The 13109-nt window shown below is 68.8% G+C and carries 9 protein-coding genes; 6 read left to right on the top strand and 3 right to left on the bottom strand.

The genetic code is table 11. The features are described from left to right. Positions 1 to 2 precede the first annotated feature (2 nt). Positions 3 to 1415 (top strand): RNB domain-containing ribonuclease, encoded by a 1413-nt coding sequence (locus tag V1Y59_RS09190; RefSeq protein WP_330504519.1) that lies wholly within the window; start codon positions 3 to 5, stop codon positions 1413 to 1415. Positions 1416 to 1553: 138 nt separating this feature from the next. Here the strand turns inward: V1Y59_RS09190 and V1Y59_RS09185 are convergent, their stop codons facing one another. The 3 genes from V1Y59_RS09185 to panB form a co-directional block, all read right to left on the bottom strand. Next, positions 1554 to 3050 (bottom strand): CYTH and CHAD domain-containing protein, encoded by a 1497-nt coding sequence (locus tag V1Y59_RS09185; RefSeq protein WP_330504518.1) that lies wholly within the window; start codon positions 3048 to 3050, stop codon positions 1554 to 1556. Between the two features lie 79 nt (positions 3051 to 3129). Next, a complete protein-coding gene (gene pip / locus V1Y59_RS09180; protein WP_330504517.1) occupies positions 3130 to 4104 on the bottom strand; it encodes a prolyl aminopeptidase in 975 nt (324 codons plus the stop codon). Positions 4105 to 4465: 361 nt separating this feature from the next. Then, positions 4466 to 5332: a 3-methyl-2-oxobutanoate hydroxymethyltransferase gene (gene panB, locus V1Y59_RS09175; RefSeq protein ID WP_330504516.1), complete on the bottom strand. Its 867-nt coding sequence runs from the start codon at positions 5330 to 5332 to the stop codon at positions 4466 to 4468. A gap of 164 nt (positions 5333 to 5496) precedes the next feature. Here panB and V1Y59_RS09170 point away from each other — a divergent pair, with 164 nt between their 5' ends. From V1Y59_RS09170 to V1Y59_RS09150, 5 genes are all read left to right on the top strand, one after another. Beyond that, positions 5497 to 7020 (top strand): alpha/beta fold hydrolase, encoded by a 1524-nt coding sequence (locus V1Y59_RS09170; protein ID WP_330504515.1) that lies wholly within the window; start codon positions 5497 to 5499, stop codon positions 7018 to 7020. 84 nt (positions 7021 to 7104) lie between these two features. Beyond that, on the top strand, positions 7105 to 8445 hold the full coding sequence (gene glnA / locus V1Y59_RS09165; RefSeq protein WP_330504514.1) for a type I glutamate--ammonia ligase: 1341 nt from the start codon (positions 7105 to 7107) through the stop codon (positions 8443 to 8445). Positions 8446 to 8494: 49 nt separating this feature from the next. Continuing rightward, positions 8495 to 11509: a bifunctional [glutamine synthetase] adenylyltransferase/[glutamine synthetase]-adenylyl-L-tyrosine phosphorylase gene (locus tag V1Y59_RS09160; RefSeq protein WP_330504513.1), complete on the top strand. Its 3015-nt coding sequence runs from the start codon at positions 8495 to 8497 to the stop codon at positions 11507 to 11509. Then, a complete protein-coding gene (locus tag V1Y59_RS09155; protein ID WP_431309141.1) occupies positions 11509 to 12456 on the top strand; it encodes an endonuclease/exonuclease/phosphatase family protein in 948 nt (315 codons plus the stop codon). The genes V1Y59_RS09160 and V1Y59_RS09155 overlap by 1 nt, the downstream gene beginning before the upstream one ends. Next, positions 12453 to 13109, top strand: coding sequence for a biliverdin-producing heme oxygenase (locus V1Y59_RS09150; RefSeq protein WP_330504511.1), 657 nt, complete (start codon positions 12453 to 12455; stop codon positions 13107 to 13109). Before V1Y59_RS09155 ends, V1Y59_RS09150 begins: the two co-directional genes overlap by 4 nt.

Genomic DNA, 13109 nt, shown 5'->3' with positions numbered 1-13109 from the left:
ACGTGCAGCGCGTACTGTCGGCTCCCGACCTCGACTTCGATGCGGTTCGAACCGAACTCGGGGTGAGCGAGGACTACGGGGCGGCAGCACAGGCCGAGGCCGACGGTGCCGTGGACCGATTCGCCGCCGAGCGCGAGGATCACACCGTCCTGCCCTTCGTGACGATCGATCCTCCGACGTCGATGGATCTCGACCAGGCGGTGCACATCGTCGGCGACGCCGATGGATTCGTCGTCCGGTACGCGATCGCCGACGTCGCGGCGCTGGTCGAACCCGAGGGCGCGCTCGACCAGGAGAGTCGGCGACGTGGCACGACGATCTACTTCCCCGACCGCTCGGTCCCGCTGCATCCGCGCTCGTTGTCCGAAGGCGCGGGTTCGCTGCTGCCCGGGCAGGTTCGCCCATGCGTGTTGTGGACCATCCGCGTCGCGACGGACGGGACGGTCGGCGACGTCGACGTCCGCCGGGCACTGATGCGTTCGGTGGCCAAACTCGACTATGCCGGGGTGTCGCAGGACGGCGCCGCCGGGCGGCTGCATCCGTCGATCGAGGCGCTGCCGGCCTTCGGTGAATTGCGGCACCGGCGTGCGCTCGAACGGGGCGCGGTCGAACTGGACCTGCCGGACCAGGAGGTGATGCGCGCCGACGGCGGATGGACCCTCCGGTTGGCCCCGCACACGCCGGCGGACATGTGGAACTCCCAGCTGTCGTTGCTGACCGGGATGTGCGCGGGCACGATCATGGCCGACGCCGGCATCGGACTGCTCCGCACCATGCCCCGGGCGGGCAGCGACGCGGTCGCCGCGCTCGTCGCGTCCGCGTCCGCACTCGGTGTCGAGTGGCCCGACGGTGCGACGCCGGGCCAGTTCCTGGCCGGGTTGCCGCGTGATGCGCCGACCACGCTCGCGCTGATGTCCGCCGGAGCGGGGTTGATGCGCGGCGCCGATCACCTCGCGCTCGACGGTCAGACCGAGGTGCCGCCCGCGGAGAAGATGACCCACGCTGCGATCGGTGGCCTGTATGCGCATGTCACCGCACCCCTCCGACGGCTGGGCGACCGGTTCGCGACCGAGGTCTGTCTGTCGGTCACCAGCGGGAAACCGGTGCCCGACTGGGTGATCCGCGCGCTCCCGACGCTGCCGCGGGTGTTGCGGTCGGCGGCGTCGCTGGCGTCGGCGGCCGACCGCGCGAGCATCGACCTGGCGGAGGCGACGCTGCTCGCGGACCGGGTGGGTGAGACGTTCGACGCCGTCGTGCTGCATGCGGCGACGCAGCGGCGTCCGGCCCAGGTGTTCTTGACCGAGCTCGCGGTGATCGCCCAGTGTGACGGCGACCCGGAGCAGGGTCGTCGTGTGTCCGTCGAGTTGCAGGTAGCCGATCCGGCGGCGCGGAAGGTGCTGTTCGCGCCGGTGTGAGTGGGCGAGCCTGGGTGCAACAGGTCTCGATACGCCGACTCACTTCGTTCGCCGGCTACTCGACCAGCGGAAGGAAGTTCGCCGGCTACTCGACCAGCGGAAGGAAGTTCGCCGGCGAGTCGACCAGCGGACGCAGGGTCAGAGATCCTTGGCGGCCTTGCGGTACTCGGCCAGCGCGCGTTCGCCGTCGACCTCTTGGCGGGCGTCGATCCGACCGAGCACGAACATGTCCCGGCCGGACAGGGTGCCGGACGCGGCGAGGTCACGGAGCCGATCCCGATTGATCCGGGTGTCGTTGTAGTCGCCGAGCGCCGATTGCACCCGCTTGGCGACGGCGGCGACGTTCTTGTAGCGCTTGCGGCCCAGCGGCTCCGCGGCGTCGGTGCTGTAGCGCAATCGCTTGGCACGCTTGCGGATCACGTGCAGCTGCTCCTCCCACTCCGGGGATCGCTCACCCATCGACGCCAGCGTGGACTGCGCCTTGCGGATGCTCTTGCGGTTCTTCTCGATCGATCGGTCGACGGCGGTGCCGGCGTCGAGTTCGGCGTCGGGGCCGGGCGGCGGTGACGCGACGAGTTCGTCGATGGCGTCGAGCAATGCGAAGTACCGCTCCGAGTTCATCGCGACGTGCGCCGCCTTGATGGCGCGGTCGTGGATCGTCGTCTCCGCGCCGGTGAGTTCGGCGATCAGCTCCGCCGACGCGTTCTCCGAGCGCAGCAGCCCCTGGTCGATGGCGATCTGCACCTCGGCATCGCGCGCGTCCCCGAGGATCCTGGCCAGCAGTTTCAACTCGTTGCTCAGATGTTGGGTGCGGACCGGATCGAGGACGGTGGGGAAGCCGGCGAAAATGCTGCGGAGACGACGGCACGCCACCCGCATCTGGTGCACCGCATCCTCGGCGTCGACCCGGACGAGCGGATCGTATGCGATCAGCGCGTTGCGGTGGATGGCGATGTCGGTGACCACCAGATCCAGCGCCGTCGGGCGGCGTCCGAGATGCGGTTCGACGACGGTCGGGGTGGTACCGATGGCGCGGGCCAGTTTCGACGCCGACGATGCTTCCCGACCACCCGTGTTGCGCAGCAGTTTGTCCGCGGCCTTGAGCAGTCGGGTGTCCCGGCCGCCGTCGAGCATCTCGAACTCCCACTCGGCCCACTCCTGGAAGTGGCCGCCGGGCAGCAGGGACTGCGCGGTGACGAGGTCTTCGGCGAACTCGGCGACAGGGCGTCCGTCCGCGCCCATGAGCGTGGTCACCGTCCGCTTGGTGGACACCGCGGCGACCGGGATGAGCTTGCGGGTCCGGGTCAGCGCGACCACCGGGTTGATCAGCTCGGCGGGGACGCTGCCCTCGGCGGGCGCCTCGTCGAATCCGATCTGGAGCTCGCGTCGCGCCCCGGGCACGCCGGAGGGCCGCTTCAGATGCCAACCGGCGTCATGCCCGCCGGTGCGGCGACGCATCGTGATCCGGTTGCCGGCGAGGTCGAGGTTCTCGGTGTCGAAGTAGGTGGCGTCGAGCTGGAACGTCTCCGGTGGCGTCGCCCCGATCACGCCGGGCAGGACTCGGAGATCCGGTGCGGTGTGTCCCGCATCCACGTCGAATTTCAGTTCCACCTCGACCTGTTCGGATGCGGCCACCGGTCCTCCTGTTGCATGCCACGGCGTCGACTTCTTCGCGCCCGTTCGTCGTGCCGAGTCTAGTGTTGTGGTTCCCCGATCATGCGGAGCGACCTGCGAAGTCGTCGGTCGCGGTGATCAGGTGGTGGCGGATACCGGGCTCGAACGAGGCGTGGCCGGCGTCGTCGACGATGTGCAGGGTGGCCTGCGGCCACGCCCGATGCAGGTCCCATGCGCTGCGCATCGGGCAGACGACGTCGTAGCGTCCCTGGACGATGACCCCGGGGATGTGGGCGATCCGGCCGATGTCGGCCAACAGTTGTCCGTCGTCGAGGAAACCGTGGTGGACGAAGTAGTGGTTCTCGATCGTCGCGAAGGCGAGGTCGAAACGTGGGTTCCCCGCATCCATTCCGACATTGTCGTCGGTCTTCTTGGGCAGCAGATAGCTCGTCGCCTGTTCCCAGCCGGTCCACGCGCTCGCGGCCGTGCGCGCGACGTCGCGGTCGGCCGACGTGAGCAGCCGGTGGTAGGCGGCGACGAGATCGCCGTCGCGCTCCGCCTCGGGAATGGGGGCCAGGTAGGACTCCCACAGGTCGGGGAAGATGTGCGCGGCACCGCCGTTGTAGTACCAGTCGATTTCGCTGCGCCGCAGCAGGAAGATGCCGCGCAGGACGAGTTCGGTCACCCGGTCGGGGTGGGTCTGGGCGTACGCAAGACCGAGGGTCGAACCCCACGAGCCGCCGAACACCTGCCATCGCGCGATGCCGAGATGCTCACGCAGACTTTCCATGTCGGCGATCAGGTGCGGCGTGGTGTTGATCGACAGGTCGGCGCCGTCGGCGATGTGCGGGCGCGACCGCCCGCACCCACGCTGGTCGAACAGCACGATGCGGTAGCGCTCGGGGTCGAAGAATCGGCGCTGATCCGGCGACGTCCCGCCGCCGGGACCGCCGTGGACGAACACCACCGGCTTGCCGTCGGGGCGGCCGGAGGTCTCCCAGTAGATCTGTTGGCCGTCGCCGACGTCGAGGTGGCCGTGCTCGTACGGTTCAATCGGCGGGTAGAAGTCGCGCATGGGCCAACCCTAGAGCGTGGTCGAGAACCGGCTCACCGATCCCCGAGGGCCCACCGGTAGATGAGGGCGTACCCGATCCCTGAGGAGCCCGGAGCTTGCGGAGGGCGTCACGAAGGGCGCTTCGTGACGCGGGCTCGCAGGCTCACCCGCTCCTCAGCGAGCAGGGGGTGACGCGGGCTCGCAGGCTCACCCGCTCCTCAGCGAGCAGGGGGTGACGCGGGCTCGCAGGCTCACCCGCTCCTCAGCGAGCAGGGGGTGACGCGGGCTCGCAAGCTCACCCGCTCCTCAGCGAGCAGGGGGTGACGCGGGCTCGCAAACTCACCCGCTCCTCAGCGGGCAGGGTAACGCGACGGGGGACGGGTCAGTAGCTGTGCTCGGGTGCGGGGAACGTTCCGCGGCGCACCTCATCGGCGTACTGCTCTGCCGCCGAGCGCAACTCCGATCCGATGTCGGCGAATCGCTTGACGAACTTGGCGGTCTTGCCGTGGGTGAATCCCGCCATGTCCTGCCACACGAGCACCTGTGCGTCGGTCTCGTTGCCCGCGCCGATGCCGACGGTGGGGATGGTGAGTTTGCGGGTGATCTGGCCGGCGAGGTCGGCGGGGACCATCTCCATCACGACGGCGAACGCACCGGCCTCCTGGACGGCGATCGCATCGGCGACGAGTTGGTCGCCGGCGTCGCCGCGACCCTGGACGCGGTAGCCACCGAGTCCGTTGACGCTCTGCGGCGTGAACCCGATGTGCGCCATGACGGGGATACCGGCCGCCGTGAGGGCCGCGATCTGATCGGCGACGCGCTCACCGCCTTCGAGCTTGACCGCGTGTGCGCCGGTCTCCTTGAACACCTTGATGGCCGACTCGAGCGCCTGCTGGGGGCCGGCCTCGTAACTGCCGAACGGGAGGTCGGCAACGACAAGGGCATGCGGAGCGCCTCGCACGACGGCGCGGATCAGCGGGATGAGTTCGTCGACGGTGATCGGGATGGTGGTGTCGTAGCCGAGGACGACGTTGGCGGCGGAGTCGCCGACGAGGAGTACGGGAATCTCCGCGGCGTCGAAGATGCGCGCGGTCGAGTAGTCGTAGCAGGTCAACATCGACCACTTCTCGCCGTCGGCCTTCATCTGCGCGAGATGCTGGACACGGGTGGGTCGGCGACGCCGAGAAGTCACCGACGAGGAATCGCCCGCGACGGGGCCGGATGCGCCATACACCGAAGTTTCGGACATCGTTGTCTCTTTTCTGCCTCGAGTCCTGCCGTGCAGGTACCCGGGATGGGGCTGGACATTTCTCATTCTGTCATCGGGTCACACGTCATCACACGTCACTGACCTGTGGTTTTTCTCACACACTGGTGCTCGGGTCGGCGAGCGGCACTCGTACGATCGCACCCATGACCTGCACCGGCACCGCGAATCTGCGTGCGGCCGTGATCGCGGCGCTCGTCGCCATCGCGGTCGTCGGCGGATGCCGGGTGATGCCGTCGGACGGTGCTTTCGACTGGCACAGTTGTGGTCCCGGCGACGGTGTCGCGCCGGCCGCGATCCCGACATCGGTCGCCCATCGGGTGACGTGTGGGCGCTTGATCGTGGAGTTGGACCCCGACGATCCCGGCGCGGGCACGGTCACGCTTGCGGTGGCGCGCCTGGCGGCGGCCGGACCGAGCAGCGGCACGCTCGTCATGAATCCGGGCGGGCCCGGCGGATCCGGTGTCCGTGCACTGGCGGGCTCCGCCGCGGTGCTGGCCTCGCAGCCGTTCAGCGCCGACCACGACGTCGTGTCCTTCGATCCACGCGGCGTCGGGGCGTCCCGTCCCGCTGTCGTCTGCCGCACCGATGCCGAACGGGATGCGGAGCGCGCGATGGACCTCGGGCTGCGGTCGGCCGCGGGCATCGCCGACATCGAGAGCCATCGGCGCACGGTGGCGGACCGGTGCCGCGAGCGGGTCGGTGCCGATTTCCTCGCGCGGGTCGGCACCGCCTACGCAGTGTCCGACCTCGAACAGTTGCGTCGACGACTCGAGGTGGAGGAGATCTCCTACCTCGGGTACTCCTACGGCACCCGACTGGGCATCGAGTATGCACAGCGCCATCCCGAGCACGTGCGGGCACTGATACTCGACGGGATGGTCGAGCCCGACGAGGATCCCATCGATGCCGTCGTCGAGCAGATGGCTGGTTTCCAAGGGGCGTTCGACGCGTTCGCGCGCGATTGCGCGACACGCTCGGAATGCCCGCTCGGCGCCCGCCCGGACCGAGCGGTCGCCGAGTATCGGGAACTGGTGACGCCGCTGATCGCCGATCCGCTACTTGTCGGTGACCGGGCACTCTCGGCCGGTGACGCGGAGACCGCGACGATCGACGCCCTGTACCAGCGGTCCCGGTGGGCGGAGCTGCGTGCGGCGCTCGCGGCACTCGCCGGCGGTGACGGTTCGGGTCTGCTGCGCATGGCCGACGGCTATGAAGGCCGCGACGCCGACGGCGGCTACGACCATCGGCAGGATGCGTTTCTCGCGATCAGCTGCGCCGACGACCGGCGTATCGATGACCCCGAGCGATGGGACGAACTCGACCGCCGAACGCGGGCCGCAGCGCCGTTCGGCGACGATGGTCGCGGTACCGGGCAGGGGCCGACGGGTCTCTGCGACTACTGGACGCCGGCCGATCCGTTGTCCGGCGATGTTGTCGGCGCGGAGTTGCCGCCGGCGGCCCCGACGCCGTTGGTGGTGGCGACCACCGGCGATCCGGCGACGCCATACGCGACCGGTGCCGCCTTCGCCCGGGAGGTCGGGGCGGACCTGATCACGGTGAGTGGTCACGACCACACGGCCGTGTTCGCAGGTGATCGGTGCATCGACGACGCTGTCGCCGGCTACCTCAGTGATCCCACAGAACTGCCAAGAGATCTCACATGTTGAGATGCGTTTCGCAAAAGTGCTGTACACAAACTCCGTCTTGTGCATGTAACACGGATTTAACAGCGTACTTCTAATGTCCGGGTCATGGATCGCCAAAAGGAATTCGTGCTGCGGACCCTGGAAGAGCGCGACATCCGTTTCGTGAGGCTGTGGTTCACCGACGTCCTCGGCTATCTCAAGTCAGTGGCGATCGCGCCGGCCGAGCTCGAGGGAGCCTTCGCCGAGGGTATCGGCTTCGACGGATCGGCGATCGAGGGGTTCTCCCGGGTCTCGGAGGCCGACACCGTCGCCAAGCCCGACCCGTCCACGTTCCAGATCCTGCCGTGGACCACCTCCACCGGACGGCACCACTCGGCGCGCATGTTCTGCGACATCGCGATGCCCGACGGCACCCCGAGCTGGGCGGACTCGCGGCACGTGCTGCGGCGCCAGTTGAACAAGGCGGCCGATCAGGGCTTCAGCTGCTACGTCCACCCGGAGATCGAGTTCTTCCTGCTCAAGGATGCGCCCCTCGACGGCAGTGTGCCCACCCCGGCCGACACCGGCGGCTATTTCGACCAGGCCGTGCACGACGCCGCGCCCAACTTCCGGCGCCACGCGATCGAGGCGCTGGAGTCGATGGGCATCTCGGTCGAGTTCTCCCATCACGAGGGTGCACCCGGCCAGCAGGAGATCGACCTGCGCTACGCCGACGCCCTGTCGATGGCCGACAACGTGATGACGTTCCGCTACGTCGTCAAAGAGGTCGCGATCGAGGAGGGCGTGTGGGCGACGTTCATGCCCAAGCCGTTCAGTGAGCATCCCGGTTCGGCGATGCACACCCACATGAGCCTGTTCGAGGGGGACGCCAACGCGTTCCACAACCCGGACGACCCCATGCAGCTGTCGGCCACCGGCAAGAAGTTCATCGCGGGAATCCTGCACCACGCCAGCGAGATCAGCGCGGTCACCAACCAGTGGGTGAACTCCTACAAGCGACTGATCCACGGTGGTGAGGCGCCCACCGCGGCCACCTGGGGCGGCGCCAATCGCTCCGCGTTGATCCGCCTGCCGCTCTACACCCCGAACAAGGCGTCGTCGCGCCGCGTCGAGGTGCGCAGTCCGGACTCCGCCTGCAACCCGTACCTGACGTTCGCGGTGTTGCTCGCCGCCGGCCTGAAGGGCATCGCCGAGGACTACGAGTTGCCGGAGGAGGCCGAGGACGACGTGTGGGCGTTGACCCCGGCGGAACGCCGGGCGATGGGCTACCGGGAACTCCCGGGAAGCCTGGCCGATGCTCTCACCGAGATGGAGAACTCCGAGCTCGTCGCCGAAGCGCTGGGCGAACACGTCTTCGACTACTTCCTGCGGAACAAGTGGGCCGAGTGGACCAACTACCGCAGCCTGGTCACCCCGTTCGAACTGAAGAGCTACCTGCCTCTCTGACACCTCACCTGGTTGAGAGCAGTCGGGGTCGGCCCGCTACTTTTGGTGTGTGACTTCACTTCGCGGACGCGGCCGCGTGCCCAGCGCGGGGCGGCTGGGGCTGCTCGAGGACTCCGCCCCGGGGCATCTCGCCGATCTCGGTTGGGACAACGACGACGCGGTCGACGTCCTGTGGTCGCTCTCGCGCGCGCCGGACGCCGACCTGGCACTGCGGTCGCTGATCCGGATGAAGGGTGAGATCGATCCCTCCGCCTGGGTCGAACTCGACCGGCTGCTCCGCACCGACCGTGGGTTCCGCGGGCGCCTGTTCTCCGTCCTCGGCTCCTCGGACGCCTTCGGCGATCACCTCGTCGCCGAGACGGACGCGTGGCAACTGTTGCGGTCGTCCGATCTGCCGTCGGTCGACGAGATGAACGAGCGGATGCTCGGCGCGGTGGGCGCGACCCCCGAGCCGGGTGAGATCGAAAAGGGCAACAAGCTCTTTCGTGCCGCGACGACCGGGCCCAAAGCAGTTGTGGCGCTGCGGATCGCGTATCGCAACCTGCTGCTGGAGTTGGCCGCCCACGACCTCGCACCGACCGTCGAGGACGAGCCGGTGCTCTATCTCCCGGAGGTCGGCGGATTCCTCGCCGACGCCGCCGACGCGGCACTGACCGCCGCGCTGGCCGTCGCGATCAGCGAGGTGTGCGGAGAGAAGGAACTGCCGGTGCGTCTCGCGGTCATCGCGATGGGCAAATGCGGTGCGCGCGAACTGAACTACGTCAGCGATGTCGACGTCGTGTTCGTCAGCGAACCCGCCGACGGTACGGCTGCTCGCATCGCCGGGGAGATGATGCGTGTCGGTTCGCTGGCGTTCTTCGACGTCGACGCTGCGCTACGTCCCGAGGGCAAATCAGGGGCGCTGACCCGGACGCTGGAGTCGCACGTCGCCTACTACCGCCGGTGGGCCAAGACGTGGGAGTTCCAGGCGCTGCTGAAGGCACGTCCGATGACCGGCGACATGCAGCTCGCCGGCGACTACGTCGACGCCCTGAGCCCGATGGTGTGGACGGCCGCCGAGCGAGAGGACTTCGTCCCGGAAGTCCAGGCGATGCGCCGACGCGTCGAGTCGCTGGTGCCCGAGGAGCTGCGCGACCGCAATCTCAAACTCGGCAGCGGCAGCCTGCGAGACGTCGAGTTCGCCGTCCAGTTGCTGCAGATGGTGCACGGCCGCGTCGACGAGGAGATCCGGGCCAAGGCAACCGTCGACGCGTTGACGGCGTTGACCGCCGGGGGCTACGTCGGGCGTGACGACGGCGCCAATCTCAATGCGTCCTACCAGTTCCTGCGGTCGCTGGAGCACCGGCTCCAGCTCCAACGCCTGGCGCGGACCCACATGTTGCCCGCATTCGACGACGGCGGGAACATGCGGTGGCTGGCGCGGGCGGCGCACATCCGCCCGGAGGGCGAGCGTGACGCCACCACCGTGCTGCGTGAAGAGCTCACCCGGCAGAAGGCGCGTATCCGGCGGCTGCACGAGAAGCTCTTCTATCGGCCGCTGCTGGAGGCTGCGACGCGCTTCAACACCGATGAACTCACCCTCACCGACAAGTCGGCAGCGCGTCGACTGTCCGCGCTCGGCTACGCCAAACCCGAACGGGCGCTGAGTCATATCCGGGCGCTGGCGTCGGCAGCGGGACGTCGCGGGCAGATCCAGTTGCTGATCCTGCCGTCGCTGCTCGAATGGATCGGCAACACTCCCGACCCGGATGCCGGCCTGCTCAACTACCGCCGGCTGTGCGATGTGATGGACGAGGCCGAGTGGTTCATCCGGCTGCTGCGCGACGACGGCGTCGTCGCCGAACGCCTGATGCACGTGCTGGGCACGTCGGAGTACATCGCGAATCTGTTGATGCGTTCACCGGAGGTGATCCATCTCTACTCCGATGGCGCCAACGGGCCGAAGCTCTGTGAACCGCGCCCGGAGGACGTCGCGAAAGGTCTGATCGCGTCGACCGTCCGTCAGCCGAACCTGAAGCGTGCGGTGGCGGCTGCCCGGTCGCATCGCCGTTTCGAACTCGCGCGGATCGCATCCGCGGACATCCTCGGCCTGATGGATGTGCCCGCGGTCTGCGCCGCGCTGTCGAGTGTGTGGGCCGCGGTGCTCAATGCCGCACTGACGGTGGTGATCGCGGAGTCCGAACGCGACCGCGGGGAACCCGCGCCGGCGCGGATCGCGGTCATCGGCATGGGCCGCCTCGGCGGGGGAGAGCTCGGCTACGGCTCGGATGCCGACGTGCTCTTCGTGTGCGAGCCGGAGTCCGAGGCCGATGAGGCGCTCGCCGTGCGGTGGTCGCAGACGATCGCCGAGAAGGTCCGGTCGATGCTCGGATCGCCGAGCGACGACCCGCCGCTGGAGGTCGACACCGGACTGCGTCCCGAGGGACGCAACGGGCCGGTCGTGCGGACGCTGGCCGCCTACGCCGCCTACTACGAGCAGTGGGCGCAGCCGTGGGAGATCCAGGCGTTGCTGCGTGCGCACCAGGTCGCCGGTGACGAACAGCTCGGGATCGATTTCCTGCACATGGCCGATCGCATCCGCTACCCGGAGGGCGGGGTGTCGCCCGAGGCGGTCAAGGAGATCCGCCGGATCAAGGCGCGGGTGGACTCCGAGCGGTTGCCGCGTGGCGCCGACCCGGCCACCCACACCAAACTCGGCCGCGGGGGACTCGCCGACGTCGAGTGGACGGTCCAGCTGCTCCAGCTACGCCACGCCCATCGGTACGAGTCGCTGCACAACACGTCCACCCTGCAGTCGCTCGATGCGATCGGTTCGGTGGAGCTGCTCGGCGAGAACGACGTCGCGCAGCTGAAGGAGGCGTGGCTGACCGCCACCAAGGCGCGCAACGCGTTGGTGCTCGTCCGCGGCAAACCGGTCGACCAACTGCCGGCGCCGGGCGCGCAGCTGCGAGCGGTGGCCTACGCGGCGGGGTGGCCCGAGGATCAGGCCGCAGAGTTCCTCGAGCACTATCTGCGGGTGACCCGCCGGGCGAAGACGGTGGTCCGCAAGGTGTTCGGCGCGTGATCGGACGAATAGTCCGGTTCGTGCTGCTGCTGGCCGGCTGGGTTCTGCTGGCGGCGGCGGCGGTCGCGGTGTGGCTGCACCGTTTCCCATCCCGCGGCGAGATCACCGTCTACCTGACCAGTGCCGTACCGTTCGCGCTGATCGCAGGGGTGGTCGCGCTGGTCATCTTCGCCGCGACCCGACGATGGATTCTGTTGGCGCTGGCGGTCGCGGTGACCGCGGCGCTCTGCTACGGGCAGGCGCCGCTGTTCCGGGCGCAGGCCGCACCCGCCGGTGAGCCGATCACCGTCGTCAGCGCGAACCTGTTGTTCGGCGGTGCCGACGTCGACGCCCTCGCGTCCCAGGTGCGCGCTGCCGACGCGGATCTACTGTCCGTGCAGGAGATGACCCCGGAGGCCCTGGAGCGACTCCGGGACAGTCCGATCGGCGAGCTCCTCCCGTACGACTACGCCGTTCCCGGCCACACCGCTCTGGGCACCGGCTTGTTCAGCCGGACACCGTTGTCCGGGCAGGCCGAGATCGAGGACACCGTGCTACACAACCTCGGCGCCACCACGGATCTGCCCGGCGCACCCGGCACGAGGGTCTTCGCGTTGCACCCGGGCGCTCCGCTGCCCGGACGCACCGACATCTGGCGCGACGACCTGGCGGCCATCGATCGTCACCTGACATCTGTGCCGCAGGGACCGATCATCGCCGCGGGCGACTTCAACGCGACGTGGGATCACATCCGGTACCGCGGACTTCTCGACCAGGGCCTGGTGGACGCGACCGATCAGGCGGGGGCGGGTTTCTCGCCGACCTACCCGACGGATCGGCCGGGCGGGCGGCCGGTGATCGCCATCGACCGGGTGATGAGCCGCGGGTTCGTCGCGACCTCGCTGCACACCTTCGACCTCCCGGGTTCCGACCACCGCGGCGTGGTGGTAACACTGGTGGCACCATGACGACCACATCTGACGATTCGCGAAGCGATCAGGCCACGCCGGGTTCGGTGTCCGAGGGGCTGCGCTCGGCGACTGCCGAGGCCCACGACCGTGCCGAGCGGGCCACCTTCGTCGACGACCTCATGTCGGGTCGGCTCGACGCGGCCGGCTACCGGCGCATGGCTGCGCAGTTGTACTTCATCTACCGCGCGCTGGAGTCCGTGGGCGACGAACTCGCCGGGGATGCCGTCGCCGGACCGGTCGTCGACGAACGGCTGCGCCGGCTGCCGCGGCTCACCGCGGATCTGACGGCACTCGGGATCGATCCTGACGGTGTCGCACCGCTGCCGGGGGTCGCCGGATACGTCGCGGCGATCGAGGCGACCCGAACCGATCCGGCCCGCTTCGTCGCCCATCACTACACGCGGTACCTGGGGGATCTCAGTGGTGGACAGGTCATCCGGAGCCGGATGAAGCTGCACTACGGGCTCACCGACGACACGCTGAGCTTCTACGTGTTCGACGAGATCGACAAACTCAAGCGGTACAAGGACGGCTACCGCGAGACGCTCGACCGGCTGCCGCTGGACCCTGAGCAGATGCGCGCCCTGATCGACGAGGCCGTCGAGGCGTTCGAGCACAACGAACGGATGTTCGCCGAGCTGGCGGGCTGA

The organism is Gordonia prachuapensis, assembly GCF_036350515.1.
Lineage (GTDB): Bacteria > Actinomycetota > Actinomycetes > Mycobacteriales > Mycobacteriaceae > Gordonia > Gordonia prachuapensis.
This window is presented reverse-complemented; position numbering and strand designations above follow the sequence as displayed.

What these genes read in the sequence shown, in the direction of transcription:
- glnA (WP_330504514.1), top strand. Translation starts at nt 7,105, where the DNA reads ATGGATCGCCAAAAGGAATTCGTGCTGCGGACCCTGGAAGAGCGCGAC.
- V1Y59_RS09170 (WP_330504515.1), top strand. Translation starts at nt 5,497, where the DNA reads ATGACCTGCACCGGCACCGCGAATCTGCGTGCGGCCGTGATCGCGGCG.
- pip (WP_330504517.1), bottom strand. Translation starts at nt 4,104, where the DNA reads ATGCGCGACTTCTACCCGCCGATTGAACCGTACGAGCACGGCCACCTC.
- V1Y59_RS09150 (WP_330504511.1), top strand. Translation starts at nt 12,453, where the DNA reads ATGACGACCACATCTGACGATTCGCGAAGCGATCAGGCCACGCCGGGT.
- panB (WP_330504516.1), bottom strand. Translation starts at nt 5,332, where the DNA reads ATGTCCGAAACTTCGGTGTATGGCGCATCCGGCCCCGTCGCGGGCGAT.